The organism is Ramlibacter sp., assembly GCF_041916345.1.
Taxonomy (GTDB): Bacteria; Pseudomonadota; Gammaproteobacteria; order Burkholderiales; family Burkholderiaceae_C; genus Ramlibacter.
The window spans coordinates 1-23765 of sequence record NZ_JAYRZR010000065.1; the positions used below are offsets into that span (position 1 = coordinate 1).

At 71.6% G+C, this 23765-nt stretch carries 27 protein-coding genes; 13 read left to right on the forward strand and 14 right to left on the reverse strand.

The window, feature by feature from the left end; genetic code table 11:
• Window positions 1-884 (forward strand): 3'-5' exonuclease (locus tag ACE3T5_RS15400; RefSeq protein WP_374668956.1); only part of this gene is annotated, 884 nt, incomplete at its 5' end.
• A 9-nt stretch (window positions 885-893) separates the two neighbouring features.
• Here the strand turns inward: ACE3T5_RS15400 and ACE3T5_RS15405 are convergent.
• From ACE3T5_RS15405 to ACE3T5_RS15415, 3 genes are all read right to left on the reverse strand, one after another.
• On the reverse strand, window positions 894-2183 hold the full coding sequence (locus ACE3T5_RS15405; RefSeq protein WP_374668957.1) for an NAD(P)-binding domain-containing protein: 1290 nt from the start codon (window positions 2181-2183) through the stop codon (window positions 894-896).
• 62 nt (window positions 2184-2245) lie between these two features.
• A complete protein-coding gene (locus ACE3T5_RS15410; RefSeq protein ID WP_374668958.1) occupies window positions 2246-2848 on the reverse strand; it encodes a DUF937 domain-containing protein in 603 nt (200 codons plus the stop codon).
• A gap of 6 nt (window positions 2849-2854) precedes the next feature.
• On the reverse strand, window positions 2855-3256 hold the full coding sequence (locus tag ACE3T5_RS15415; RefSeq protein ID WP_374668959.1) for a DUF3597 domain-containing protein: 402 nt from the start codon (window positions 3254-3256) through the stop codon (window positions 2855-2857).
• A gap of 99 nt (window positions 3257-3355) precedes the next feature.
• Here ACE3T5_RS15415 and ACE3T5_RS15420 point away from each other — a divergent pair, with 99 nt between their 5' ends.
• Window positions 3356-3835, forward strand: a complete 480-nt coding sequence (locus tag ACE3T5_RS15420; RefSeq protein WP_374668960.1) for a hypothetical protein — start codon at window positions 3356-3358, stop codon at window positions 3833-3835.
• Between the two features lie 32 nt (window positions 3836-3867).
• On the opposite strand, the gene ACE3T5_RS15425 is transcribed toward ACE3T5_RS15420, so the two are convergent.
• From ACE3T5_RS15425 to ACE3T5_RS15435, 3 genes are read right to left on the reverse strand one after another with little or no spacing between them, the layout of a single operon-like run.
• Entirely contained in the window at window positions 3868-4620 is a 753-nt protein-coding gene (locus ACE3T5_RS15425; RefSeq protein WP_374668961.1) for a cytochrome b/b6 domain-containing protein, read from the reverse strand.
• A 30-nt stretch (window positions 4621-4650) separates the two neighbouring features.
• Window positions 4651-5175, reverse strand: coding sequence for a diheme cytochrome c (locus tag ACE3T5_RS15430; RefSeq protein ID WP_374668962.1), 525 nt, complete (start codon window positions 5173-5175; stop codon window positions 4651-4653).
• A 16-nt stretch (window positions 5176-5191) separates the two neighbouring features.
• Entirely contained in the window at window positions 5192-5629 is a 438-nt protein-coding gene (locus tag ACE3T5_RS15435) for a DUF1924 domain-containing protein (protein ID WP_374668963.1), read from the reverse strand.
• A 132-nt stretch (window positions 5630-5761) separates the two neighbouring features.
• On the opposite strand from ACE3T5_RS15435, the gene ACE3T5_RS15440 reads away from it, so the two are divergent.
• The 4 genes from ACE3T5_RS15440 (at window position 5762) to ACE3T5_RS15455 (ending at window position 9464) form a co-directional block, all read left to right on the forward strand.
• The gene (locus ACE3T5_RS15440; protein ID WP_374668964.1) at window positions 5762-6082 is read left to right on the forward strand and encodes a PepSY domain-containing protein; all 321 of its coding nucleotides are present in this window, start codon (window positions 5762-5764) and stop codon (window positions 6080-6082) included.
• The gene (locus ACE3T5_RS15445) at window positions 6082-6741 is read left to right on the forward strand and encodes a response regulator transcription factor (protein ID WP_374668965.1); all 660 of its coding nucleotides are present in this window, start codon (window positions 6082-6084) and stop codon (window positions 6739-6741) included. The genes ACE3T5_RS15440 and ACE3T5_RS15445 overlap by 1 nt, the downstream gene beginning before the upstream one ends.
• On the forward strand, window positions 6738-8159 hold the full coding sequence (locus tag ACE3T5_RS15450; RefSeq protein ID WP_374668966.1) for a sensor histidine kinase: 1422 nt from the start codon (window positions 6738-6740) through the stop codon (window positions 8157-8159). The genes ACE3T5_RS15445 and ACE3T5_RS15450 overlap by 4 nt, the downstream gene beginning before the upstream one ends.
• Window positions 8160-8315: 156 nt before the next feature.
• Window positions 8316-9464 carry a phospholipase A gene (locus ACE3T5_RS15455; protein WP_374668967.1) on the forward strand — a complete coding sequence of 383 codons (1149 nt, stop codon included), beginning with the start codon at window positions 8316-8318 and terminating at the stop codon, window positions 9462-9464.
• A gap of 51 nt (window positions 9465-9515) precedes the next feature.
• Here ACE3T5_RS15455 and ACE3T5_RS15460 read toward each other — a convergent pair whose 3' ends face one another.
• Complete coding sequence (locus tag ACE3T5_RS15460) at window positions 9516-10163, reverse strand: NAD(P)-dependent oxidoreductase (protein WP_374668968.1); 648 nt, start codon at window positions 10161-10163, stop codon at window positions 9516-9518.
• A 105-nt stretch (window positions 10164-10268) separates the two neighbouring features.
• Between ACE3T5_RS15460 and ACE3T5_RS15465 the strand changes: the two genes are divergently transcribed.
• Window positions 10269-11153, forward strand: a complete 885-nt coding sequence (locus ACE3T5_RS15465; protein WP_374668969.1) for a LysR family transcriptional regulator — start codon at window positions 10269-10271, stop codon at window positions 11151-11153.
• 14 nt (window positions 11154-11167) lie between these two features.
• On the opposite strand, the gene ACE3T5_RS15470 is transcribed toward ACE3T5_RS15465, so the two are convergent.
• Window positions 11168-11959 carry an exodeoxyribonuclease III gene (locus ACE3T5_RS15470; RefSeq protein WP_374668971.1) on the reverse strand — a complete coding sequence of 264 codons (792 nt, stop codon included), beginning with the start codon at window positions 11957-11959 and terminating at the stop codon, window positions 11168-11170.
• Between the two features lie 10 nt (window positions 11960-11969).
• On the opposite strand from ACE3T5_RS15470, the gene pyrE reads away from it, so the two are divergent.
• Both pyrE and ACE3T5_RS15480 read left to right on the forward strand, forming a co-directional pair.
• On the forward strand, window positions 11970-12650 hold the full coding sequence (gene pyrE / locus ACE3T5_RS15475; protein ID WP_374668972.1) for an orotate phosphoribosyltransferase: 681 nt from the start codon (window positions 11970-11972) through the stop codon (window positions 12648-12650).
• Window positions 12651-12664: 14 nt separating this feature from the next.
• Window positions 12665-13354, forward strand: coding sequence for a DUF4124 domain-containing protein (locus tag ACE3T5_RS15480; RefSeq protein ID WP_374668973.1), 690 nt, complete (start codon window positions 12665-12667; stop codon window positions 13352-13354).
• 24 nt (window positions 13355-13378) lie between these two features.
• Here ACE3T5_RS15480 and gatB read toward each other — a convergent pair whose 3' ends face one another.
• The 3 genes from gatB to gatC are packed head-to-tail and all read right to left on the reverse strand — an operon-like array spanning window position 13379 to window position 16595.
• A complete protein-coding gene (gene gatB / locus ACE3T5_RS15485; protein ID WP_374668974.1) occupies window positions 13379-14830 on the reverse strand; it encodes an Asp-tRNA(Asn)/Glu-tRNA(Gln) amidotransferase subunit GatB in 1452 nt (483 codons plus the stop codon).
• 2 nt (window positions 14831-14832) lie between these two features.
• On the reverse strand, window positions 14833-16299 hold the full coding sequence (gatA, locus tag ACE3T5_RS15490) for an Asp-tRNA(Asn)/Glu-tRNA(Gln) amidotransferase subunit GatA (protein WP_374668975.1): 1467 nt from the start codon (window positions 16297-16299) through the stop codon (window positions 14833-14835).
• The gene (gatC, locus tag ACE3T5_RS15495) at window positions 16296-16595 is read right to left on the reverse strand and encodes an Asp-tRNA(Asn)/Glu-tRNA(Gln) amidotransferase subunit GatC (RefSeq protein ID WP_374668976.1); all 300 of its coding nucleotides are present in this window, start codon (window positions 16593-16595) and stop codon (window positions 16296-16298) included. Before gatC ends, gatA begins: the two co-directional genes overlap by 4 nt.
• Window positions 16596-16769: 174 nt before the next feature.
• On the opposite strand from gatC, the gene ACE3T5_RS15500 reads away from it, so the two are divergent.
• From ACE3T5_RS15500 to mrdA, 4 genes are all read left to right on the forward strand, one after another.
• The gene (locus ACE3T5_RS15500; RefSeq protein WP_374668977.1) at window positions 16770-17813 is read left to right on the forward strand and encodes a rod shape-determining protein; all 1044 of its coding nucleotides are present in this window, start codon (window positions 16770-16772) and stop codon (window positions 17811-17813) included.
• Between the two features lie 105 nt (window positions 17814-17918).
• The gene (mreC, locus tag ACE3T5_RS15505; RefSeq protein WP_374668979.1) at window positions 17919-18848 is read left to right on the forward strand and encodes a rod shape-determining protein MreC; all 930 of its coding nucleotides are present in this window, start codon (window positions 17919-17921) and stop codon (window positions 18846-18848) included.
• 13 nt (window positions 18849-18861) lie between these two features.
• On the forward strand, window positions 18862-19380 hold the full coding sequence (mreD, locus tag ACE3T5_RS15510) for a rod shape-determining protein MreD (protein WP_374668980.1): 519 nt from the start codon (window positions 18862-18864) through the stop codon (window positions 19378-19380).
• 6 nt (window positions 19381-19386) lie between these two features.
• The gene (mrdA, locus tag ACE3T5_RS15515; RefSeq protein WP_374668981.1) at window positions 19387-21456 is read left to right on the forward strand and encodes a penicillin-binding protein 2; all 2070 of its coding nucleotides are present in this window, start codon (window positions 19387-19389) and stop codon (window positions 21454-21456) included.
• A 6-nt stretch (window positions 21457-21462) separates the two neighbouring features.
• Here the strand turns inward: mrdA and ACE3T5_RS15520 are convergent, their stop codons facing one another.
• The 3 genes from ACE3T5_RS15520 to ACE3T5_RS15530 are packed head-to-tail and all read right to left on the reverse strand — an operon-like array spanning window position 21463 to window position 23734.
• Window positions 21463-22458 carry a YheT family hydrolase gene (locus ACE3T5_RS15520; RefSeq protein ID WP_374668982.1) on the reverse strand — a complete coding sequence of 332 codons (996 nt, stop codon included), beginning with the start codon at window positions 22456-22458 and terminating at the stop codon, window positions 21463-21465.
• A 28-nt stretch (window positions 22459-22486) separates the two neighbouring features.
• The gene (locus ACE3T5_RS15525) at window positions 22487-22939 is read right to left on the reverse strand and encodes a nuclear transport factor 2 family protein (protein ID WP_374668983.1); all 453 of its coding nucleotides are present in this window, start codon (window positions 22937-22939) and stop codon (window positions 22487-22489) included.
• 42 nt (window positions 22940-22981) lie between these two features.
• Complete coding sequence (locus tag ACE3T5_RS15530) at window positions 22982-23734, reverse strand: hypothetical protein (protein WP_374668984.1); 753 nt, start codon at window positions 23732-23734, stop codon at window positions 22982-22984.
• Window positions 23735-23765: the final 31 nt, after the last annotated feature.

Genomic DNA, 23765 nt, shown 5'->3' on the forward strand with positions numbered 1-23765 from the left:
ATGATGACCCGGCCTTCCTGCGCGCGGTGACCACGCCCAAGCGCGGCATCGGCCACACCACGCTGCAGAACCTGGGCACCTTCGCCAGCAAGTACAAGCTGAGCCTGTTCGAGGCGCTGTTCTCCAGTTCGCTCGGCGCGGCCCTGCCGGCCAAGGCGGTGGGCAGCCTGCACGAGTTCGGCCGCTTCGTAAACGACCTGGAGTACCGCGCCCGGCACACGGTGGGCGCGGAGGACGCGCTGGCGTTCCTGCTGGAGTGGCTGAAGGACATCGGCTACGAGAAGCACCTGTACGACAGCGAGGACAGCGAGAAGCTCGCCGCCGCGCGCTGGACCAACGTGCTGGACTTCTGTGACTGGATGGCCAAGCGCTGCGGCGGCGAGATCGACGACACCGCGGGCGTCTCGCTCACGAGCGAGCGGAAGAACCTGCTGGAGGTGGCGCAGACCATCGCGCTGCTGTCGACCATCAGCGAGCGCGAGCAGGAGCAGAACGTGGTGACGCTCTCCACCCTGCATGCGGCCAAGGGCCTGGAGTGGCCGCACGTCGTCCTCGCTGGCTGCGTGGAGGGCCTGCTGCCCTTCAAGCCGGAGGACGAAGGCGGCAAGGTCGTGAATGACTCCATCCTGCAGCGCCTGCAGGAGGAGCGGCGCCTGATGTACGTGGGCATCACCCGCGCGCAGCGCTCACTGGCCGTGAGCTGGACGAAGAAGCGCAAGAAGGGCCGCGAGACCGTGAGCGCCCAGCCCAGCCGCTTCATCGCCGAGATGGCACTGGACAAGACCACGGTGAAGGAAGACCCGCGCGAGAAGCTGAAGGCGCTGCGGGCGGAGTTCGCGAAGAAGAGCGCGCAGGCGGCGGAAGCGGCGGCGGCGAAGGGGTGAGGCTGCGGCTCAGGGCATCGGATACGCCACGTCATCCGGCGTCTCCAGCGCGATGCGACGGTACTGCTGCTCCCAATCCGGTGCAAAGCTGCCCGGGTCACGCGGCGCCAGATACCGGATCAGGTCGAAGTGGTTCACCTTGTGCCCCACCGGCGCCAGGTCGAGCTGCGCCGTGCCGCGGATGTGCGACATGATCGTGCGCGCCATGTGCGCATAGGCCCATGAGGTGGCCCCCACGCCGTCGAGGCCCACGCCGGGCGCGTACAGGTCTAGCGCGTCGAGGCTACGCACCAGGCAACCGCAGCGGCCCACCAATTCGTTGACGGTGCGCAGGCGTTGCAGCGCGGGCACCTCGATCCAGCCCAGGTCGAGCGCATAGCCGGTGCCCCAGAGCAGCACGTCGGCCTCGAGCCGCGTGCCATCGTCCAGCGTGACGGCGCGGCCCTCGATGGCCGCCACCGTGCCGCTGTGCCGCTCGATGGAGGCGAAGGCGGCCAGCAGGCGCGGCCGGCCCGGGATCAGCTGGTCGTGCCGCAGGTCGAAGGGCTGCGCCGGCTGCAGCGCCTGGATACCAAACTTCGCGTAGCGCCCCAGCATGTCGGCGCGCATGGCCTCGTTCTGCTGGTCCACGCTCAGGCCGCTCATCTGCAGGCGCGAGAAGCCGCGCACGCTGCCGGCGATGTGCTTGGGCTTGTTCGTCGGCAGGAACCACTTGAGACCGCGATGCACCCACTGCACGCGCCGCGCCTCTTGCTGCAGGGCCTGGTCGATCAGGTCGAACGCCGAGGCGCCACCGCCCACCACCAGCACGTCCTGCCCGCGCAGGTCAGCCGGGGCCTGCAGGGCGCTGGAATGCAGTTCGCGCAGCGTGACGGCAGACCGCGCCACGGCGGGCACCAGCGGCCGGTTGTGCGCGCCCGTGGCGGCCACGAGGTGGCGCGCACGCACCGGCCCCTGCGGCGTCTCCAGCACCCAGGCGCTGCCGTCATGCCGCGCCTGCACCGGGCAGCCCAGCGCCAGCCCGTCCGCCAGGCCGAAGCGGATGGCCCAGCTTTCGATGTTGGCCAGGATGTGCGGCTGCTCGGCCCCGCCGATGGGCATGTCGCCCACCGTCCAGTCGACCGGGCTGATCTGGATGTCCTGCCAGGCGGGCAGCCAGCGCCAGAGCCCGCCCACGGCCGGTTGCGCCTCGAACACGCGGGCTTCCAGCCCGGCAAGCCGCGCGTAGTGCAGGTGGATGAGGCCGGCGAGGCCGGCGCCGACGATGGCCACGTCGAGGGGCGGGCGGGGGGCACTCATGTCGTTCAGGTCTCAGCGGGCCAGCATCCCCTGGGTCCCCGCCTGCGCGGGGACGACGACGCTCAGCGCATCGCCTTGCCGGCCATGCGCAGGATGTCGTCCAGCGCGTTGCCATCGCCGTTCATGTCGATCAGCGAACCCAGGCCGCCGAGGCCGCCACCGGCAGGGGCCGCGCGCGCGCCGCCACCCGTGGCCGCGCCGAGCAGTCCGCCCAGCAAGTCCCCCAGGCCGCCAGCCGGCGCGGCGGGCGCGGCGGCACCACCGCCCTGCTTCGCCATGAAGCCGGCCACCAGCATGGCCAGCATCGGCAGCATCTTCTTCAGCAGGTCCGGGCTCAGGCCGGATTGCGAGGCAGCCTGCGAGGCCACCGCGCGGCTCACGTCCTTGCCGCCGAAGATCTGTCCCAGCACGTCGTTGCCGCGGCCGGTGTCGGTGGGCTCGGGCGAGAGCAGGTTGTCCAGCAGGCCGCCGCCGCCCAGCTGCCCGAGCAGGCCGCCCAGGCCCTCCAGCCCGGCGGGCTGCGCCTGGGCCTGCTTCTTGAAGCCGCCCAGCACCGCGGGCAGCAGCGCCTCGGCGCCGCGCGCAGCCTGGTCCTCGCTCACGCCCAGCTCGCGGGCCATGGCGCCGAAGCCGCCCGTCTGGGCGAGCAGGTCACGGATGTCCATGGCCGCTCAGTCCAGCAGTTCCTTGGGCACGTTGCCGCCATTGGCGGCCAGCTTCGACAGCACCGCCTTGTGCAGGGCGATGTTCTGCTCCGCGGTGCCATCGGCGCCGGCGCGCACGTTCAGCTCGGCGGCCAGTTCCTTGCGCGCCGCGAGGCTGCTGTCCAGATCGAGCAGCTTGAGCAGGTCGACGATGCTGGTGCGCCAGTTCAGCTTCTGGCCGCTGGCGGCGGCCTTCTTTTCCAGGATCGCCACCACGTCGACCACGGGGATGGCCTGCGCAGGTGCGTCCATCGGCGCGGTGGGCGGCTTGCCCGCGGGCATCGGCACCGGCGCGTTCAACATCTCGGCGACCTTGCCGGCGCCGGCGTCGAAGCCCAGCTTGTCGAGGATCTTGCTGAAGAAGCCCATGGTTCTCTCCTTGAAGGGTTGGCGGATCGCGCGCCACGCCGGCGGCGGACGCGTTCGGGCACAGGGTACACCGTGCCGAGCCACTATAGTTCCTCCATCTTGAAGTTCCGATGTCAGATCCCCCGCGAATGGCGTGGCGTGGCACTCGCGTGCCTGCTGGGCGCGAGCCTGTGCGTGTCGACGCCCGTCCGAGCGCAGACCGCGGCCGCGCCCGCAGCGCCGGCTTCGTCACCCGCCGCCTGCCCGGCCGCGCAGGCCGTGACGCACACAGAGCTGTTCGGCCTGTGGCGCGCCGAGTTCGAGGGCCTGTGGCAGGGCGCCACGCTGCTGATCGAGCAGCACCCGCGCTATGCGCAGAGCCTGGCCGGCGCGATCAACCGCAATGGCACCCGCGGGCAGATCGTCGGCGACATCGAGAACGGGGAGCTGACGCTGGAGGAATCCGCCGACGGCCAGCGCATCTCGGCCACCTGGTTGGGTGACGTGGTGGCGGGCTCCTGCGGCCGCGAGATCCGCGGCACCTGGAAGGCGGAGGGCGAGGAGAAGGGGCGCGGCTTCGTGCTGCGGCGCCTCCCCTGAGGGGCGCGACAGCCTGCCACAGGCCGCCGGCGTCAGTCGTCGTGATCGTGATGGTGCCGCTCGATGCGTGCGCGGCCGGCATCGGTGGGCAGCAGGCCGTTCGGCGCGGCCTGCCACTCCCACGCGAACCAGGCGAACACGGCGGCCAGCAGCGCGACGGCCAGCCAGGCGCGGTTGTGCTTCGCCAGATCGGGGCCGCGGCCTTCGATCCGGCCGGTGAGCATCGGCTGCGCCAGGTTGCGGCGGCGGCGGAGGCTCTCCACGAGCAGCGCCGCCAGGTGCGCGGCCACCGCGAGCAGCATCGCGTTGCCCAGGAACTCGTGCACCTCCTCCATCCACTCGGGGCCGTCATGAAAGACCACGATGCCGCTCGCGGCCAGCGGCACGATCAAGCCCAGCAGCAGCACCATGGAGAGCCCCAGCACCAGCGGTGACACCTGGCGCGCCTGAGCGGCCCAGGCCGTGACGTCGCCGCGCAGACCCCGCAGGCCGCGCAGCCAGCGGACCGGCGCCATGGCGCGCGCGCCGAGCGCGGACAGGCGCAGGGTCGGCGGCCCGAAGAAGGCGTAGATCAGGCGGAAGGCCAGCAGCCCCGCCATCGCGTAGCCCAGGCTCACGTGCAGCGCACGCCAGCGCTCGGCCTCGGCCGTGACATAGGCGCCGAGGAAGCTGAGCGCCAGCAGCCAGTGGAACATGCGCGTGGGCGCGTCGATCGTGCGCCGGGTGGCCGGCGCCGCCGGCAGGGCGCCGGGCTGGCCGGCATGCGGCGAAGTGGTGGTCGTCATGGGGACTCCGTGGGTCGATGGATCAGGGGGTCAGTCGCGCCACCAGGTGCGCGATGCGGCGGAGAGGCCGGCCGGCAGCCGCACGCCGTCGTCGTCGTAGTCGCCGCGGTCGGCACCCGGGTGGCAGGCAGCGCAGTTGGCGGCCGAGCGCACGCTGGCGTGCTTCCACACACCCGCATCCAGCTTGCGGTGCTTGCGCTCGAACCAGTCGGCGCGGGTGATGCGGTCCTCGGGCGGTGCACCGCGCACCCGCTTGTAGGTGCCCGCGTTCGCCTGCAGCCAGCGCGACAGGTCATGCACCGTGGTGGCGTCCAGCGAGGCGTCGGCGCCATAGTGATGGTCGAGCCCGGTCATGATGCGCTGCCACGATGCGGCCGGCAGCAGCCCGGGCGGGTAGGCCGAGTGGCAGCTTGCGCATTCCTGGGCATAGGCGGCGGGGGCGTCGCGCGGCATGAGACGGCCGCTGTCGGCATGGACAGAAGTGGCGAAAAGCGCGGCCAGTGCGGCGACCGCCGCACCAGCCAGGCGGATGGACAAGGCAGATGTCTGCGTCATGGGGCTTCCCAGGGGTTCAGGGCTTCAGGCTCAGCAGGTAGGCCAGCACGTCGGCCTTCTCCTGCGCGCTGCATTCGCGGCCAGCCACGTCGTTGCAGTTGCGGCGGAACCACTTGTCCACCTTGGCGGTGTCGGTGAAGCCGCGCGGGTTGAAGGCAGGCGCCAGCGGCGAGATCGGCTTGCCGGTGCTTTCGTGCCGGCCCTGGGTGGTGGGCGGCAGGCCATGGCAGCTCGCGCAGGACCAGTCGCGCCCGTGGCGCGCCTGGAAGAACTGACGACCTGCCTCCACCTGGCCGGGCCGGGTGGCCTGGGCGTTCCAGCGGGCCAGCTGGTCGGCCGCTGTGGTGTCGGCGGCGGCTGCCGCCAGGGGCGCGACGCAGGCCAGCAGCAGGGCCAGCCGGCGCAGCCCCGTGACGGGGCGCATCGCCATGGAGCGGGAAGTGAGGCGGTTCATGCAGCGATGGTGCGAGCCCCCACCTGCATGCACGCTGAAGCGGCCGTTCAGCTCCCGTTCAGGCTGCGGCGCTCAGCATGCGCCACGTCAAGTCACGGCCGCCGCGCCGCGAGACAATGCCCCGGAGGTTCCATGTCCCTGTCACGACGCCTATTCACCGCCCTGCTGGCCGTGCCGCTCGCCGGCGCGGGCGCTGCCGCGCGTGCGGATGGCGACCGCCTGGACCATGACCGCGCCCGCGCGGCGCTGGCGGCCGGCGAGGTGCTGCCCCTGGCCACGGTGCTGGAGCGCGTGAGCCGCACCGACCCGGGCCAGGTGCTGTCGGTGGAGCTGGAGCAGAAGCGCGGCCGCTGGATCTATGAGCTGAAGCTGCTGCGCCCGGGTGGCACGCTGGCGCGGCTGGATGTGGATGCGCGCACCGCCGCCGTGCTGCGCACACGGGAGCCCCGCTGATGCGGCTGCTGCTGGTCGAGGACGAGCCGGCCGTGCGCGAGCCGCTGCGCCGCACGCTGGAGCAGGCCGGCTACGCCGTGGACGAAGCCGCTGACGGCCGCGCGGCGTGGCAGCTTGGCGGCGTGGAACCCTACGACGCCATCCTTCTCGATCTCGGCCTGCCGGTGCTGGACGGCCTGACCGTGCTGCAGCGCTGGCGCGCCGAAGGCGTGAAGACGCCGGTGCTGATCCTCACCGCGCGCGACCAGTGGCACGAGAAGGTGGCCGGCATCGATGCCGGCGCCGACGACTACCTGGCCAAGCCCTTCCACTCCGAGGAACTGCTGGCCCGTGTGCGCGCGCTGATCCGGCGTGCGCAGGGCCTGGCCTCGCCGGTGCTCACCTGCGGGCCACTGCGGCTGGACACGCGCGCCGGCCGCGTCACCTGCAACGGCGAGCCCGTCACGCTGACCAGCCATGAGTACAAGGTGCTGGCCTATCTGATGCATCGTCCCGGCACCGTCGTCTCACGCGCGGAGCTGACCGAGCATCTGTACGCGCAGGACTTCGACCGCGACTCCAACACGGTCGAGGTGTTCGTCGCCCGCCTGCGGCGCAAGCTGCCCGCGGCGCTGATCGAGACGGTGCGCGGGCTTGGCTATCGGCTGGCCGCCGCATGACAGCGTCGGTCGCCGGCCGGTCGCTGCGCTGGCGGCTGCTGGCGGCGACCATTGCCGCGCTGGCCCTGGCGCTGCTGCTGGCGGGCCTGGCACTCACGCGCCTGTTCCGCGAGCATGCCGACGGCCAGTTCCGGCAGGCGCTGCGCGAGCGGCTGGACGAGGTGACCGCCCGCGTGGACTTCGATGCCGAGGGCCGGCCCGTGGTGGCCGCGCAGGGCCTTGTCGACCCGCGCTGGTCAAGGCCTTTCTCCGGCCAGTACTGGCAGATCGACGGGCCGGCGGCGCGGGGCGTGCAGCGCTCACGCTCGCTGTGGGACCAGACGCTGGCCTTGCCCGCCGACGCCATCGAGGACGGCTCGGTGCATGTGCACGAAGGACGAGGTCCCGGGGGCGAGCCCCTGCTGCTGCTGGAGCGCAGCGTGCGCGCGGACAGCCCGGGGGCGGTGCCGTGGCGCGTGGTGGTGGCGGCCTCCACCGCGCCGCTCGATGCGGCGCAGGCGGCGTTCCAGCGGCCGCTGGCCTGGTCGCTGCTTGCGCTGTTCACGTTGCTGGTGGCAGCCGCCTGGGCGCAGGTCGCGGTCGGCCTGGCGCCATTGACGGCCCTGCGCCGCGGGCTGGAGCGCATGCGTGCCGGCACCAGCACCCGCCTCGAAGGTCGCTACCCCGCCGAGGTGCAGCCGCTGGTGGACGACTTCCATGCCGTGCTGGACCTGAACCGCGACATGGTGGAGCGCGCACGGCAGCATGCCGGGAACCTGGCGCACGCGGTGAAGACGCCCCTGGCCGCGCTGCAGCAGGTGGGCGAGCAGCTGGCGCAGGCCGGCGAGCCCCACGCGAGCCAGGGCCGCCAGATCGTCGAGCAGGTGGCGCTGGCCCGACGTCATGTCGACTGGCACCTCGCACGCGCCCGCGCGGCCGGCGGCCAGCGGCCCGGCGCCGGCGCCACGTCGGTAGGGCCGGTGCTGCAGGGCCTGGCGCGGGTGCTGGGGCGCGTGCATGCCGGGCGTGAAGTGGCCCTCGATCTGGATCTGCCGGATGGCCTGCCCGGCTTCGCCGGCGACGAGCAGGACCTGCAGGAGATGGCCGGCAACCTGATGGACAACGCGATGCAGTGGGCGCGCAGCGCCGTTCGCGTGCAGGCGCGGCGCGTGACCTCGATGGAGGGCGACGCGGGACGGGCCTGGCTGTGCCTGAGCGTCGATGACGACGGCCCGGGCATCGCGCCGGAACAGCTCGCGGCCCTGCCCCAGCGCGGCACGCGGCTCGATACCTCGCGCCCCGGCAACGGCCTGGGCCTGGCGATCTGCGACGAGCTGGCCCGCCTGTACGGCGGCCGCCTCAAGCTGGGCGTCGCGCCGCAGGGCGGCTTGCACGCCGAGTTGCGTCTGCCTGCCGCCGCGAGCCCGACAACGCCGTGAGGGTCGGCGCGCTGCGGCAATCGCTGGGGTTGCGCCCCAGCCTCCGGGAACAGCCGTGACCGGGTTTTCGTAGGCTGGCGGTGGAGCGCAGCGCAACCCCAGCGTTCCAGCCCCACCGCACACACCGGCGCATGGCGCACGCACTACGATGCCGGCATGCAAACCGCCTTCACCCCCTTGCGCGCGCTGGCCGCCACCTTGCCGCTGCTGGCGACCACCGCCTGGTCCCAGCCGGCCTGGCAGGCTTGTGCCGCCATCGGCGACGCCGCCAGCCGCCTGGCCTGCTTCGACCGCTGGGCCGAATCGCAACGGTCTGCCGTCGCAGGCCAGCCGGTGGCGCCCAGCCATGCCCCTGCACCGTTGCCCGCCGCGCCGCCACCCGCCGCCGCCGTGGCCGCGCGCGCCGTGCAGGAAGCCGCGCGCGGCCTGCGTCTGACCAGCGAGGAGGGCTGCCGCGACACCGCGTATTCGGAGCTCTCCCGCTACTGGGAGCTGGAACGCGGCGCCGGCTGCGGCACCTTCGGCATCCGCGGCTTCCGGCCGATCGAGATGGCGGTGGTCACGGCCGACGCCATCAACCGGCAGCCCACCTCCGGCAACCCCGAGAACAACGCCACCAGCGCCACTGACTACCGCATCACCGAGGCGCGGCTGCAGCTCTCGGTGCGCACCAAGATCGCGGAAGGCCTGCTCACCCGCGGCAGCGACGAGCGGCACGATTCGCTGTGGTTCGCCTACTCGCAGCAGTCGTACTGGCAGATCTTCACGCCGCAACTCTCGCGCCCGTTCCGCAGCACCGACCACGAGCCGGAGTTCATCTACGTGCTGCCGCTGCAATCCGCCGACCCGGGCCGCTGGCGGCTGCGCTATGGCGGCCTCGGCCTGGTGCACCAGTCCAACGGCCAGTCGCTGCCGCTCTCCCGCAGCTGGAACCGCGCCTACGTGATGGCGGGCGCCGAGCGCGGCCCGTGGCAGCTGCATGCGAAGGTGTGGCGCCGGGCCGCCGAGGGTGGCGGCGACGACAACCCGGGCATCAGTGACTACGTGGGCCGCGCGGAACTGCGCGGCGTGTGGCACGCAAGCCGCCGGCACCTGCTGTCGGCGACGGTGCGGCATTCACTGGATCGGCCGGGCCGGGGATCGGTACGGCTGGAGTGGTTCCGCGCCCTGGCCGACGACGGTGACGGCCCGGTGGGCGGCCTGCAGTTGCACACGCAGCTGTTCACCGGCTACGGCGACAGCCTGCTGGACTACAACCGCCGCCGCACCGTGCTGAGCGTGGGCCTGAGCCTGGTGGAGTGGTGACGGCTCCCTGTCGTCCCCGCGCAGGCGGGGACCCAGGCGGTTGGGGCGGGCCTAGGCGGCCGAGGCCACGGTGAAACGCTGCCGGTGGTGGCGCGGCTGCTCCAGCTCGTCCACGATCGCTGCCGCCAGGTCCTGGTCGGAAATGCTCGCGGGTGCCGCGCCCGCCATCAGCAGCTGGTCGGCGCCCACCTGGTAGCGGCCGGTGCGCGGGCCGGGCTTCAGCAGCGCGGGCGGCGAGAGGAACACCCAGTCCAGCTCGCGCTCCTCGCGCAGCAGGTTGAGCGCCTGCCGGGCGCCCTCGGCGCCCTCCTTGTAGACGGCGGGGAAGTCGGGGGTGTCGATGAGCTGCAGGCCGGGCGCCACGTACAGGCTGCCGGCACCGCCCACCTCCAGGAAGCGCGGCACGCCGGCCGCCTTGACGCCGGCCACAATGCCCTGATGGCCGCGCACGAAGAGCGCACGGATGTCGGCCTTGTCCCAGCCGGGGTTGAAGGTGCTCACCACGGCGTCATGACCGGCCACCGCCTGGGCGATGCTGGCGGCGTCGTACGCGTCGCCACGCACGGCGGTCAGGCCAGGCGCGGGCGGCACGCGCTCGGGGCGCGAGGTGATGGCAGAGACGGCGTGGCCGCGGGCCAGCAGTTCGACGAGCACGGCCTTGCCGACGAAGCCGGTGGCACCGATGAGGGCGATCTTCATGAGGACTCCTGGGAGCGTTGGGTTGGGATGGCCGAGAGTCTGATTGACTGGCCCCTGATTGATAATCCACCCGATTCTTCAATCTTCGTGAAGTCAGGCTAATCAATGGACGATCTGCGCGGCATGGCGGTCTTTGCCGCCGTCATCGAGCACGGCTCCATGAACGCGGCCGCGCGCGCCTTGGGCATGACGCCCTCGGCCGTGAGCCAGCATGTGCGGCGGCTGGAGCAGACGCATGGCGTCGCCCTGCTGCACCGCACGACCCGCCGGCTCACGCTCACCGAAGCAGGCAGCGTGTTCCATGAGGCGTGCCGCGATCTGGTGGCCGCCGCCGCACGCGCGAACCGCGCGCTGGAGCTGCAGCGCGACACCCCCAGCGGCGAGCTGCGCATCGCCGCCCCCAGCGGCTTTGCCGGCGGCGTGCTGGCCCGGGCCTTTGCGCCACTGCTGGCGCAGCATCCGGCGCTGTCGCTGCAGCTCTTCTTCCAGGACGAGCGGGTGGACCTGACGGCGCTGCGCATCGACCTCGCGCTGCGCGTGTCACCGGCGCTGCCCGACTCAACCCTGGTGGCCCGCCATCTCGGTGACTGGCGCATGGTGGTCTGCGCCGCGCCGGCCTACCTGGCGCGCCGCGGCGTGCCGACGACGCCGCGCGACTTGCCGCGGCACGACCTGATCGTGGCCGGCCTGCCGGGCGCCGCCGACGGCCTGCCCTTCACCCGCGGCAGCGTGACCGAGCGCGTGCCCCTGCGCGGACGGGTGGGCACCAGCAGCATGATCACCGCCCGCGCCTTCGCGCTGGAAGGCCTGGGCATCGCGATCCAGCCCGAGCCCGAGGTGCGCGGGGAACTGGCCGCCGGCACGCTGGTGCCCCTGCTGGCCGATTGGGCCCTGCCGCGTCTGCCGGTGCACCTGGTCACGCCGCGCCGCGACGCGCAGCCGGCCAAGGTGCGGCACGCCATCGCGGCGCTGCAGGCGCTGGCGGCCTGAGGCGGCCAGCGCCCTCAGAGCTTCAGCTCGTAGTCGATGGTGATCGGCGCGTGGTCCGAGAAGCGCTCGGCCTTGTAGATCGTTTCCTTGCGGGCCAGCTCGGCGAGCGCCGGCGTGGCCAGGTGGTAGTCCAGCCGCCACCCCACGTTGTTGGCCCAGGCCTGGCCGCGGTTGCTCCACCACGTGTAGCAGGCGTCGGTGGTCTCGGGCTGAAGCTGCCGATACACGTCGACCAGCCCGGTGTGCGTGAGCAGGTGCGTCATCCACGCGCGCTCCTCGGGCAGGAAGCCGCTGTTCTTCTGGTTGCTGCGCCAGTTCTTCAGGTCCTGCTCGCGGTGGGCGATGTTGACGTCGCCGCAGAGGATGAACTCGCGCTTCTTCTTCAGCTTCGCGAGGTGCGGCTCCATCTCCGCGAGGAAACGGAACTTGGCCTGCTGGCGGTCCTCCCCCGAGGAGCCGCTGGGGAAGTAGCAGCTGATGAGGGAGAGCTTGCGTCCCGGCTTGTCGAAGCGCAGTTCCACCCAGCGGCCCTCGGCGTCGAACTCCTTCGAGCCGAAGCCCACGATCACGTCGCTCGGCTCGTGCTTCGTGAACGCGCCCACACCGGAGTAGCCCTTCTTCTCGGCGAAGTGGAAGTGCCCCTTGCGCCCGGCCAGCGCATCGAGCTTGCCAGCCACATCCGGCGCCTGGGCCTTGACCTCCTGCACGCAAATACAATCGGGCTTCGTCTTCGCGATCCATGCCTCCACGCCCTTGCTGGCCGCCGAGCGGATGCCGTTGAGATTGAGGCTGGTGAGTCGGAACAAGGAAGATCCCATGGCGGTGTCGGATGGCCAGGACGAACTGGCGCAGGAATTCGTGGCGTTCGCGGTCGAGGCGGGCGTGCTGCGCTTCGGCGAGTTCAAGACCAAGGCCGGGCGCCTGTCGCCCTACTTCTTCAACGCCGGCCTGTTCGACGACGGCGCCAAGCTGGGGCGGCTGGCGCAATTCTATGCACGCCGGCTGATCGCCTCGGGCATCGAGTTCGACATGATCTTCGGCCCCGCCTACAAGGGCATCCCGCTGGCCGCCGCGGTGGTGATCGAACTGGCCCGCCTGGGCCGCAACGTGCCCTACGCCTTCAACCGCAAGGAAGCCAAGGACCACGGCGAGGGCGGCACGCTGGTGGGCGCCCCGGTGCGCGGCCGCGTGCTGATCGTGGACGACGTCATGTCCGCCGGCACCGCCGCGCGCGAATCCATCGCCCTCATCCAGGCCGCCGGCGCCACGCCGCACGCGGTGGCGATCGCCCTGGACCGGCAGGAAAAGGCCACCGAGGCCGGGCAGGACGTGCCGTGGAGCGCGGTGCAGTATGTCCGCGAGCGCCTGGGGTTGCAGGTGTGCGCGATTGCGTGCCTGGCCGATTTGCTCCAGTATCTGCAACAGCACGCTGGCGACGCGCTGGGCGAGCACCACGCGCGGGTGCTGGCCTACCGCGAGCGCTACGGCGTCTCCTGACCTTCCATCGCGGCATGCAGACATCCTGGTCCCTCATCGCGGCAACCCTGGTGCTCGGCACCGGGGCGGCGGGCGCCTGGGCGCAGAAGGGCATCTACACCTGCGTCGACTCGCAGGGGCGCCGCCTCACCTCGGACCGCCCTATCCAGGAGTGCATCGACCGTGAGCAGAAAGAGCTTTCCGGCAGCGGCACCGTGCGCCGCACCCTGGGCCCGTCGCTCACGGCCACCGAGCGCGCCGCGCTGGAGGAAAAGCAGCGCGCCGAGATCGAGGAACGCAAGCGCGCGGCGGAAGACAAGCGCCGCGACCGCGCCCTGATCGCCCGCTACCCCAACCAGGCCGCCCACGACCTGGAGCGCCAGAAGGCGCTGGCCTCGCTGGGCGAGGTGATCAAGGCCGCCAACCGCCGCCTGGCCGATCTCTACGAGCAGCGCCGCAAGCTGATGGTGGAGACGGAGTTCTACGCCAAGGATCCGTCGAAGATGCCGCTGAAGCTCAAGCGCGAACTCGACGAGAACGACAAGCTGATCCAGGGCCAGCAGAACTTCATCGCCAACCAGGAAGAAGAGAAGAAGCGCGCCAACCAGCGCTTCGACGAGGAGCTGAAGAAGCTCAAGGTGCTGTGGGCGCCCCCGCCGCTGGCTGCACCGGCGCCCGCGCCGGCCGCCACCACGGCGGCCACGCCTGCCCCGGCGAAGAAGTAGCCGGGGCGCCCGGGCACCGCGGGGTCAGCCCAGGCCCAGCTTGCGCCGCAGCAGATCCCCCACCTGCTGCGGATTGGCCTTGCCCTTGCTGGCCTTCATGGCCTGACCCACCAGCGCGTTGAACGCCTTGTCCTTGCCGGCGCGGATCTGCTCCACGTTGGCGGGGTTGGCGGCGATGACCTCGTCGACGATGGCCTCCAGCGCGCCACTGTCGTTCATCTGCTTCAGGCCCTTGGCCTCGATGAGGGTGTCGACGTCCTTGCCCTCGCCCGTCCACAGCGCATCGAACACCTGGCGCGCGGCATTGTTGGATACCGTGCCATCCTGGATGCGCGTGATCAGCTTTGCCAGCGTGGCGGCATCCACCGGCGCCTGCTCGATCACGATGTCCTGCGCGTTCAGGCGCCGCGACACCTCCCCCATCACCCAGTTGCTGGCCAGCTTGGGCTGGCCGCAGGCACGGGCGGCGGCCTCGAAGTAGGCGCCCATGGCCTGGCTCTGCGTGAGCGTGGTGGCGTCATATTCGGGCAGGCCGTAGTCGGCGACGAAGCGCGCGGCCATCGCACGCGGCAGCTCGGGCATGTCGGCGCGCACGCGCTCGATCCATTCGGGCGCGATCACCAGCGGCGGCAGGTCGGGATCGGGGAAGTAGCGGTAGTCAGCCGCGTCTTCCTTGGTCCGCATCGCACGCGTCTCGCCGGTGTCGGGGTCGAACAGCACGGTGGCCTGCTCGATGGCATGGCCGTCCTCCAGCTGCTCGATCTGCCAGCGCACCTCGAAGTCGATCGCCTCCTTCATGAAGCGGAAGGAGTTGAGGTTCTTGATCTCGCGGCGGGTGCCGAACGGCTGACCGGGGCGGCGCACCGAGACGTTGGCGTCGCAGCGGAAGCTGCCTTCCTGCATGTTGCCGTCGCAGATGCCGATCCAGGTGACGATCTTGTGCAGCTCCTTGGCGTAGGCCACCGCCTCGTCGGACGAGCGCATGTCGGGCTCGGTCACGATCTCCAGCAGCGGCGTGCCGGCGCGGTTGAGGTCGATGCCGCTCTGGCCCACGAAGTCCTCGTGCAGCGACTTGCCGGCGTCTTCCTCCAGGTGCGCGCGCACCAGGCGCACCGTCTTCTTCTCGTCGCCGAGGTAGAACGACACCTCGCCGCCCTGCACCACCGGGATCTCGAACTGGCTGATCTGGTAGCCCTTGGGCAGATCGGGGTAGAAGTAGTTCTTGCGCGCGAAGATGCTGCGCGGCGCCACGTGCGCGCCGATGGCCAGGCCGAAGCGGATGGCGCGCTCGACGGCGCCGCGGTTCATCACCGGCAGTGTGCCGGGCAGGGCCAGGTCCACCGCGCAGGCCTGCGTGTTGGGCTCGGCGCCGAAGGCGGTGGGCGCGCGGCTGAAGATCTTGCTCTGGGTGGAAAGCTGGGCGTGGGTCTCGAAGCCGATGACGACTTCCCAGCCGTGGATGAGTTTGCTCGTCATGATCAGTACCCCGCCGGCCGGCGCAGGTGGAAATCCGTCGCCTGCTGGAAGCGATGCGCCGCGTTCAGCAGCTTCGCCTCACTGAAGTAGTTGCCAATGAGCTGCAGGCCGACGGGCATGCCGCCCTCGCCGAAGCCAGCCGGCACGCTCATGCCGGGCAGGCCGGCCAGCGACGCCGGCAGCGTGAAGATGTCCGCCAGGTAGTCGGCCAGCGGGTCATTGCCGTGGTCGCCCAGATGCCAGGCCACCGTGGGCGCCACCGGGCCGGCGATCACGTCGCAGGTCTTGAACGCCTGCTGGAAGTCGTCCGCGATCATGCGGCGGATCTTCTGCGCCTGCAGGTAGTAGGCGTCGTAGTAGCCATGCGAGAGCACGTAGGCGCCGATCATGATGCGGCGCTTCACCTCGTCGCCGAAGCCTTCGGCACGGGTCTTCTTGTACATGTCCAGCAGGTCGCCGTGCTGAGCGGCGCGGTGGCCGAACTTCACGCCGTCGAAGCGGCTGAGGTTGGACGACGCCTCCGCCGGCGCGATGATGTAGTAGACGGGGATGGCCAGCTCGGTGCGCGGCAGCGAGATCGGCACCAGCGTGGCGCCCTGCTTCACGTACTCGGCCAGCGCGGCGTCGATGACGGCGCGCACGTCGGCCGCGAGGCCCTCACCGAAGAACTCCTTCGGCACGCCGATGCGCAGGCCCTGCAGCGAGTCACCGAGGCCGCGCGAGAAGTCCTCCGCCGGCACGTCGAGCGAGGTCGAGTCGCGGTCCGGGTCCGGCCCGCAGATCGCCGACAGCAGCAGCGCGCAGTCTTGCGCCGAACGCGCCATCGGGCCGGCCTGATCGAGGCTGGAAGCGAAGGCGATCATGCCGTAGCGCGAGGCGCGGCCATAGGTGGGCTTGATGCCGGTGATGCCGCAGAAGCTGGACGGCTGGCGGATGGAGCCGCCAGTGTCGGTGCCGGTGGCGGCCGGCGCCAGGCCCGCGGCCACGGCCACCGCGCTGCCACCCGAAGAGCCACCGGGCACGCGGGTCGCGTCCCACGGGTTCTTCGCCGGCTGGAAGGCGGAGTTCTCGTTCGACGAGCCCATGGCGAACTCGTCGCAGTTCAGCTTGCCCAGGCTCACCATGCCGGCCTCGGCCAGCTGGCGCACCACGGTCGCGTCGAAGGGCGAGCGGTAGCCCGCCAGCATCTTCGAGCCGGCGGTGCTGGGGAAGTCCTTCGTGACGAAGATGTCCTTGTGCGCGATGGGCACGCCCAGCAGGGGCGCGGTGTCGCCGGCCGCGAGGCGCGCATCGGCGGCGGCGGCCTGGGCGAGGGTCACGGCTTCGTCCTCGGCCAGGTAGGCGCCCAGGGCCTGGTGCGCGCGGCTGCGGGCGAGGAAGTGCTGCGCGGCCTCGACCGCGGAGACCTCGCGGGCCTTCAGCCTCGCGGCGAGCGCGGCCACGCCCAGATCATGCAGGGCGCCGCTCATTCGATCACCTTCGGCACCAGGAACAGGCCGCGCTCCACCGCCGGCGCGCTGCGCTGGTTGGCCTCGCGGTCGTTCGGTTCGCTGGCCACGTCGTCACGCAGGCGCAGGGCGACGGCCTGCACGGCCTCGACCGGATGGCTGAGCGGCTGGATGCCGGCGGTGTCCACCGCGCGCATGCGCTCGACGATGTCGAAGAAGCCGTTGAGCTGGGAGAGCATGCGCTCGCTTTCCGCCGGGCTCAGCTCCAGCCGGGCCAGATGGGCGATGCGGCCGATGTCTTGGGGGGTGAGTGACATGGTGGGAAGGTCTCGTTCGCGACGAGATACAACGATTGGTTCAGCGCCTCTAGAACGGGCGGTCCGCCACAGGCGATCGGGTATTATCCCGCCTTCGGCCCGCGCCCCGCGCGAGGCCCGGTGCGTCGGCCGCGTAAGCGGCCGATTTCGCAGCAGAAACGAGGATTTCACCCCATGTTCGGAGCATTCCGACGCTATTTGTCCACCGACCTGGCGATCGACCTCGGCACGGCCAACACCCTGATCTTCGCCCGCGACAAGGGCATCGTTCTCGACGAGCCCTCGGTGGTGGCGATCCGCCACGAGGGCGGCCCGCACGGCAAGAAGGTGATCCAGGCGGTCGGCCGCGAAGCCAAGGCCATGCTGGGCAAGGTGCCCGGCAACATCGAGGCGATCCGCCCGATGAAGGACGGCGTGATCGCCGACTTCATCATCACCGAGCAGATGATCAAGCAGTTCATCAAGATGGTGCACCCGCGCTCGCTGCTCACCCCCAGCCCGCGCATCATCATCTGCGTGCCCTGCGGCTCGACCCAGGTGGAGCGGCGCGCCATCAAGGACGCCGCCGAGGCCGCCGGCGCCAGCACGGTGTACCTGATCGAGGAGCCCATGGCCGCGGCCATCGGCGCCGGCCTGCCCGTCTCCGAGGCCTCCGGCTCCATGGTGGTCGACATCGGCGGCGGCACCACCGAGGTGGGCGTCATCTCCCTCGGCGGCATGGTCTACAAGGGCAGCGTCCGCGTGGGCGGCGACAAGTTCGACGAGGCCATCATCAGCTACATCCGCCGCAACTACGGCATGCTGATCGGCGAGCCCACCGCCGAGGCCATCAAGAAGCAGATCGGCTCCGCCTTCCCCGGCAGCGAGGTGAAGGAGATGGAAGTCAAGGGCCGCAACCTCTCCGAGGGTGTGCCGCGCAGCTTCACCATCAGCAGCAACGAGGTGCTGGAGGCACTGACCGACCCGCTGAACAACATCGTGTCGGCCGTCAAGAACGCGCTGGAGCAGACGCCGCCCGAGCTGGGCGCCGACATCGCCGAACGCGGCATGATGCTCACCGGCGGCGGCGCGCTGCTGCGCGACCTGGATCGCCTGCTGGCCGAGGAAACCGGCCTGCCCGTGCTGGTGGCCGAGGACCCGCTGACCTGCGTGGTGCGCGGCTGCGGCATCGCGCTGGAGCGCATGGAGCGCCTGGGCTCGATCTTCACCAGCGAATAGGCCCCGTGCACCCGCCCGGCGGGCATGACCGGCCCGCCCGTCGATGACACAATGAGCGGCTGGACCCTGGCGCGCCCGCGCACCTGAGCGAAGCGAAGTCACCTCATGCCGCTTGGCACCCTCGACCGCGCCCCGCCCCCCTTCTTCAAGCAGGGGCCGTCGGCGCTGTCCAAGCTGATGGTGTGCAGCGCGCTCGCCCTCTTCCTGATGGTGGCGGACGCGCGTTTCCGCATCACCCAGCCCTTGCGCGCGGCCATCGCGGCCGTGCTCTACCCCGCCCAGTGGCTGGCCATGCGGCCGGTGGTGGCGCTGCGTTCGGCCGGCAGCTACTTCGCCGACCTGGGCCAGGCCCAGGCGAGCGAGGCCACGGCGCGCCGCCAGCTGGTGGAGCAGGCGCAGCGGGCGGTGCAGGTGGAGCAGCTCACGCTGGAGAACGCCCGCCTGCGCGACCTGCTGGCCCTGCGTGAGCGCAGCCCGGTGGCCGGCATGGCCGCGGAGGTGCTGTACGACGCCGCCGACCCGTACACCCGCAAGGTCATCATCGACAAGGGGCTGGCGCAAGGCGTGGCGGCCGGCTCGCCGGTGATCGACGCCAACGGCGTGCTGGGCCAGGTGACGCGCGTGCACCCGCTGGTGAGCGAGGTGACGCTGGTGACCGACCGCGAGCAGGCGATCCCGGTGCTGAACACCCGCACCGGGGCACGCGGCATCGCCTACGGCGAGCCCGCGCCGCACGGCGCCGGCGGGCTGGAGCTGCGCTACATGGCCGCCAACGCCGACGTGCAGTCGGGCGACCTGCTCACCACCAGCGGCGTCGACGGCGTGTACCCGCCCGGCCTGCCGGTGGCGCGGGTGGACCGCGTGGAGCGCCGGCCCGACTCCGCCTTCGCGCGCATCGCCTGCCATCCGCAGGCCAGCGTGGAGGGCGCGCGGCATGTCATGGTGCTGCAGCCGCTGGGCGCGCAGCAGATGCCGCCGCGCCCCGCCGCGCCCGAGGACGCCACCCCCGCGCAGAAGCGCGGCGCCCGCCGATGAGGAGCCCGCTGCCATGATCATGCGCCCGGGCCAGCCGCTGCTGCTGCCGGCCAATCCGCTGTTCATCTGGTTCACGCTGGTGATGGCGCTGCTGCTGAACATGCTGCCCCTGGGCCGCAACCCCTGGATGCCGGACTTCCTGGCGCTGGTGCTGGTGTTCTGGAACGTGCACCAGCCGCTGCGGGTGGGCGTGGTGGCGGCCTTCGTGTTCGGCCTGGCGGTCGACGTGCACGGTGCCGCGCTGCTGGGCCAGCATGCCCTGGCCTACACCGCGCTCAGCTACTTCGCGATCACCATCCACCGCCGCCTGCTGTGGTTCCCCGTGCCCTCGCAGGCGGTGCAGGTGCTGCCGCTGTTCGTGGCCGCGCACGCCATCGAGGTGACGATCCGCCTCGCCGCCGGCGGCAGCTTCCCCGGCTTGTCGCTGCTGCTCGCGCCGCTGCTCGAGGCCGCGCTGTGGCCGGTGGCGAGCGTGCTGCTGCTGCTGCCGCAGCGACGCGCGCCCGATCCGGACACCCACCGGCCGCTGTAGCCCCGCATGACCGAGCTGCGCAACATCGAGGCCGACCTGTCGCGCTTTCGCGGCCGCATCCTCGCCGCGAGCGTGGTGGTGCTGGCCTGCTTCGCGCTGCTGGCCGCGCGGCTGGTGTGGCTGCAGGTGGTGCGCCACGACGAGCTGGCCGAGCAGGCGGAGGCCAACCGCACGGCCATCGTGCCCATCGTGCCCAACCGCGGCCTCATCGTCGACCGCAATGGCATCGTGCTGGCGAGCAACTACTCGGCCTACACGCTGGAGATCCAGCCTTCCCGCCTGGATCGCCCGCTGGACCAGGTGATCGAGGAGCTGGGCCACATCATCGAGATCCAGGCACGCGACAAGCGGCGCTTCCGCAAGCTGCAGGAGGAGTCCAAGAGCATCGACTCGATTCCCATCCGCACCAAGCTGAGCGACGAGGAGGTGGCGCGCTTCGCCGCGCAGCGTTTCCGCTTCCCGGGCGTGGACATCAAGGCGCGCCTGTTCCGCAACTACCCCTGGGGCGAGCTGGCCAGCCACGTGATCGGCTACATCGGCCGCATCAACCTGGCCGAGAAGCGCCAGATCGAGGAATGGCCCGAGGAAGAGCAGGCCAACTACCGCGGCACCGAGTACATCGGCAAGCTGGGCGTGGAGCAGAGCTTCGAGAAGACGCTGCACGGCACCACCGGCGTGGAGCAGGTGGAGACCTCCGCCGGCGGGCGCGCGGTGCGCAAGCTCGCCAGCAGCGCGGCGACGCCGGGCAACACGGTGGTGCTGTCGATCGACATCAAGCTGCAGCGGCTGGTGGAAGACATGTACGGCGAGCGCCGCGGCGCGCTGGTGGCGCTGGACCCGAAGAGCGGCGAGGTGCTGGCCTTCGTCTCCAAGCCCACCTTCGACCCCAACCTGTTCGTGGACGGCATCGACAGCGAGAACTGGGCGATGCTGAACGACTCCATCGACAAGCCGCTGCTCAACCGCGCGCTGCGCGGCACCTACCCGCCCGGCTCCACCTACAAGCCCTTCATGGCGCTGGGCGCGCTCACCACCGGCAAGCGCTCGGCCACGCAGGTCATCATGGACGGTGGCTCCTGGAGCTTCGGCGGCCACGTGTTCCGCAGCCATGGCGACACCGGCCTGGGCCCGGTGGACCTGCACGCCAGCATCGTGAAATCGAGCAACGTCTACTACTACTCGCTGGCCAACGAGATGGGCGTGGACCTGATGCACGACTTCATGAAGCCGCTGGGCTTCGGCCAGATCACCGGCATCGACATCTTCGGCGAGGTGCGCGGCGTGCTGCCCAGCCAGGAGTGGAAGCGCAACTACTACCGCCGGCCCGAGCAGAAGCGCTGGTATGCGGGCGAGACCATCTCGCTGGGCATTGGCCAGGGCTACAACAGCTTCACCATGCTGCAGCTCGCGCAGGCGACGGCGGTGCTGGCCAACGACGGCGTCAAGCACCGGCCGCACCTGGTGATCGCCACGCAGGACGCCCTCACCCGGCAGCGCGTGCCGGTGCCGCGCGAGCAGCCCGAGACGCTGCCGCTGAAGCCCGATCACATGGCGCTGGTGCGCAAGGCCATGGTCGGCGTCACGCAGGGCGGCACTTCCACCCGCGTGTTCGCCGGCGCCGGCTACCTCTCGGGCGGCAAGACCGGCACCGCCCAGGCGGTGACCATCGGCCAGCGCGAGAAGTACAACGCCACGAAGCTGGAGGAGCACCAGCGCGACCACTCGCTCTACATCGCCTTCGCGCCGGCGGAGGACCCGAAGATCGTGATCGCCGCCGTGGTGGAGAACGCCGGCTTCGGCGCTGCGCATGCGGCGCCGATTGCACGCCGCATCTTCGACTACTGGCTGCTGAACCAGTACCCGAGCGAGGAAGACCTGGCCGCGGTGCGCAAGGGCCTGGCGGCCGCGCCCATCGGCAAGCCGCGGCTGGCGAGCGAGGTAGGCTGGCCGCCGGCCGTGCCGGGCGTGCTGCCTCCGGCGGCGGCCGCCTCCGCCGCGGCCGCGGCTGCGGCGTCACCGCAGAAACTGACCCCGGCCCTGCCGGTGGCAGCGGTCAGCCGGCCGCCCACGCCCTGAGCGCGGCTACCCGCGCGGCGCCGCGCCCAGACCCGCGGCCGCCAGCAGCCACGCCGCCACCGCACGCGGCATCGCCAGCACGTCGCCGGGTGGCACGGCCCCATCCGGAAAGCCCACGTGGCCGCCATGCGCCGGCTGCCACAGCGTGACGCAGGGTCCCACCTCGTCCGGCCGTGGCAGGCTGTCCGCCGGGATGAAGGGGTCGTTGCGGGCGTTCAGCGCCAGCGCCGGCACGCGGATGCGATGCAGCAGCGGCTTGGCCGAGGCGCGCGTCCAGTAGTCCTCGGTCCCCGCGAAGCCGTGCAGGGGCGCGGTGAACACGTTGTCGAACTCGTACAGGTCGCGCGCGGCGAGCAGCGCCTCGCGGTCGAACAGGCCCGGATGCTGCGCCCACTTGCGCAGCGCCTTCGGCTTCATCGAGCGCAGGAACATGGTGGTGTAGACGAGCCGGTTGAAGCCGCGCCCGATGGCGTGGCCGCCCGCCGCGAGATCGAGCGGGGAGCACACCGAGGCAATGGCCTGCACGCGGCGGGCGGCGGCCTCGCCATGCTCGCCGGCCCAGCGCATGAGCGCGTTGCCGCCGAGCGAGATGCCCACGGCGAGCAGCGGGCCGGCATGGTGCTCACGCATGCGGTCGAGGATCCAGCCGATCTCTTGGTGGTCGCCCGAGTGGTAGGCCCGCGGGGCGCGGTTCAGCTCGCCGCTGCAGCCGCGGAAGTGCGGCACGGCGAAGGCGAGCCCGAGCCGGGCGCACTCGTCGGCGAAGGCCTCCGCGTAGTGGCTGCGGGAGGAGCCTTCGAGCCCGTGGAACAGCACCAGCAGCGGCGCGCCAGCCGGCGCCCCCAGCAGCCAGTCGACATCCAGGAAGTCGGCGTCCGGCGTCGTCCAGCGCTCGCGCCGGTAGTGCGGGGGCTCACCGGTCGTGCGGCGGCCGAACAGGGCGGGCCAGATGGTCTGCAGGTTGCCGCCGGGCAGCCACCACGGCGCGCGATAGGCATTCATCGCACGCACCCTGGGTGGATCAGGCGCTTCAATGCAGCACGGCCGGCGGACCCGCGATCTCCTGGATGTCGCTGGTCGTGCCGGGGCTGGCATGGTGCGCCACCATGCGCCAGCCGTGGGCGGTGCGGTGGTACACGTTGGTGGCGATCACCCAGGCCTGCGTGGGCCCTTCGGGCGTGAGCACTTCCACCCGCTCCAGCAGGTTGTGCACGCAGCTGGCCACCGAGACGACCTTGCGCACCGCCTGCGGAAACGCGCGGATGGCGCCCCCGTTGGTGAACATGGCCTCGAAGGTGGCGCGGATGGCATTGACGCCCACCACGCGCGGACCGCCCGGGTGGATGCAGAAGATGTCGTCCTCGTCGGCCCAGCAGGCCATGAGCTTGTCGATGTCGCCGGTCTGCAGGGCTTCGTAGAACGCGGCCTCCACCTCGTCGGCGTCACCGTCGAGGCTGGCTGCCTGGAGAGGAGGCCTACGCATGGATGTGGGGTTCCTTGCCCGCGATTGTGCCTGTTCGCGCGCTCAGGGCGCGGGCTGCAGCCATTGGCGCGCCACGCCCTCGGCATCGCCCTGGGCGGCCTGCCACACCTGCTCCGGCGTGGCCACGTGGATGCCGGGCGGCGCGAGCCGCAGCGCATGGGCCAGCAGGTCGGCCACGCACGCGGCACGCACCGGCTGATCGCGCGTGGGCACCATGTAGCGCAGCACGCCCAGCAAGCCCGAGGCCAGGCGCACCGGCAGGCTGCCGGCGGGCTCGGCGCCGGGCTTGCGCGCCGAACGCAGGATCAGCAGGCGATCGAAGCCCTGCGCCGCCACCGTGTGCTCGTCCAGGCTGGCGAGGCCGCGCTTCAGGGCCTCGGGCAGGCGCCCCGGCGCATGCGGCAGCACCACCGCCACCGTGCGCACGCCGCTGGCATGCAGCCACGCGGCCAGGGCCGGCAGGTGCGAGGGGGCGGGCGTCCACAGCGCGCGCTCGCGGTCATGGAACAGCCGCGGGGGATCGAACAGCACCACCGCCACGTCGGCCGCCGCGGCCGGCCAGGCGGGCGGGTCATCACCCGGCACGAGCGTCGTCCGCACCGCCCGCAAGCCTTCGCGCAGCGGCTCGCGCGCCAGCACCTGGGTATGGGCGAAGCGGCCGGAGCCGGCGAGGCGACGCACCATCTCGGACCCGAGCGCGCCGGTGGCGCCGGCGATCAGCAGGCGCGGCAGTGGCGCCGCGCCGGCCACGGGCCGCTCGGCGGCGTGCAGCACTTGAAGCGGGCTGGTCACCATCCCATCTATGCTAGTGTGTCTGCCCACCCCG

Bases quoted from the DNA above. Each gene is read 5' to 3' on its own strand.
- gatA (WP_374668975.1), bottom strand. From the start codon at position 16,299: ATGAGCGGCGCCCTGCATGATCTGGGCGTGGCCGCGCTCGCCGCGAGG.
- ACE3T5_RS15455 (WP_374668967.1), top strand. From the start codon at position 8,316: ATGCAAACCGCCTTCACCCCCTTGCGCGCGCTGGCCGCCACCTTGCCG.
- pyrE (WP_374668972.1), top strand. From the start codon at position 11,970: ATGGCGGTGTCGGATGGCCAGGACGAACTGGCGCAGGAATTCGTGGCG.
- ACE3T5_RS15405 (WP_374668957.1), bottom strand. From the start codon at position 2,183: ATGAGTGCCCCCCGCCCGCCCCTCGACGTGGCCATCGTCGGCGCCGGC.
- ACE3T5_RS15520 (WP_374668982.1), bottom strand. From the start codon at position 22,458: ATGAATGCCTATCGCGCGCCGTGGTGGCTGCCCGGCGGCAACCTGCAG.
- ACE3T5_RS15450 (WP_374668966.1), top strand. From the start codon at position 6,738: ATGACAGCGTCGGTCGCCGGCCGGTCGCTGCGCTGGCGGCTGCTGGCG.
- gatC (WP_374668976.1), bottom strand. From the start codon at position 16,595: ATGTCACTCACCCCCCAAGACATCGGCCGCATCGCCCATCTGGCCCGG.
- ACE3T5_RS15460 (WP_374668968.1), bottom strand. From the start codon at position 10,163: ATGAAGATCGCCCTCATCGGTGCCACCGGCTTCGTCGGCAAGGCCGTG.
- ACE3T5_RS15440 (WP_374668964.1), top strand. From the start codon at position 5,762: ATGTCCCTGTCACGACGCCTATTCACCGCCCTGCTGGCCGTGCCGCTC.
- ACE3T5_RS15530 (WP_374668984.1), bottom strand. From the start codon at position 23,734: ATGGTGACCAGCCCGCTTCAAGTGCTGCACGCCGCCGAGCGGCCCGTG.
- gatB (WP_374668974.1), bottom strand. From the start codon at position 14,830: ATGACGAGCAAACTCATCCACGGCTGGGAAGTCGTCATCGGCTTCGAG.
- ACE3T5_RS15435 (WP_374668963.1), bottom strand. From the start codon at position 5,629: ATGAACCGCCTCACTTCCCGCTCCATGGCGATGCGCCCCGTCACGGGG.
- ACE3T5_RS15525 (WP_374668983.1), bottom strand. From the start codon at position 22,939: ATGCGTAGGCCTCCTCTCCAGGCAGCCAGCCTCGACGGTGACGCCGAC.
- mrdA (WP_374668981.1), top strand. From the start codon at position 19,387: ATGACCGAGCTGCGCAACATCGAGGCCGACCTGTCGCGCTTTCGCGGC.
- mreC (WP_374668979.1), top strand. From the start codon at position 17,919: ATGCCGCTTGGCACCCTCGACCGCGCCCCGCCCCCCTTCTTCAAGCAG.
- mreD (WP_374668980.1), top strand. From the start codon at position 18,862: ATGATCATGCGCCCGGGCCAGCCGCTGCTGCTGCCGGCCAATCCGCTG.
- ACE3T5_RS15410 (WP_374668958.1), bottom strand. From the start codon at position 2,848: ATGGACATCCGTGACCTGCTCGCCCAGACGGGCGGCTTCGGCGCCATG.
- ACE3T5_RS15480 (WP_374668973.1), top strand. From the start codon at position 12,665: ATGCAGACATCCTGGTCCCTCATCGCGGCAACCCTGGTGCTCGGCACC.
- ACE3T5_RS15500 (WP_374668977.1), top strand. From the start codon at position 16,770: ATGTTCGGAGCATTCCGACGCTATTTGTCCACCGACCTGGCGATCGAC.
- ACE3T5_RS15425 (WP_374668961.1), bottom strand. From the start codon at position 4,620: ATGACGACCACCACTTCGCCGCATGCCGGCCAGCCCGGCGCCCTGCCG.
- ACE3T5_RS15445 (WP_374668965.1), top strand. From the start codon at position 6,082: ATGCGGCTGCTGCTGGTCGAGGACGAGCCGGCCGTGCGCGAGCCGCTG.
- ACE3T5_RS15415 (WP_374668959.1), bottom strand. From the start codon at position 3,256: ATGGGCTTCTTCAGCAAGATCCTCGACAAGCTGGGCTTCGACGCCGGC.
- ACE3T5_RS15430 (WP_374668962.1), bottom strand. From the start codon at position 5,175: ATGACGCAGACATCTGCCTTGTCCATCCGCCTGGCTGGTGCGGCGGTC.
- ACE3T5_RS15465 (WP_374668969.1), top strand. From the start codon at position 10,269: ATGGACGATCTGCGCGGCATGGCGGTCTTTGCCGCCGTCATCGAGCAC.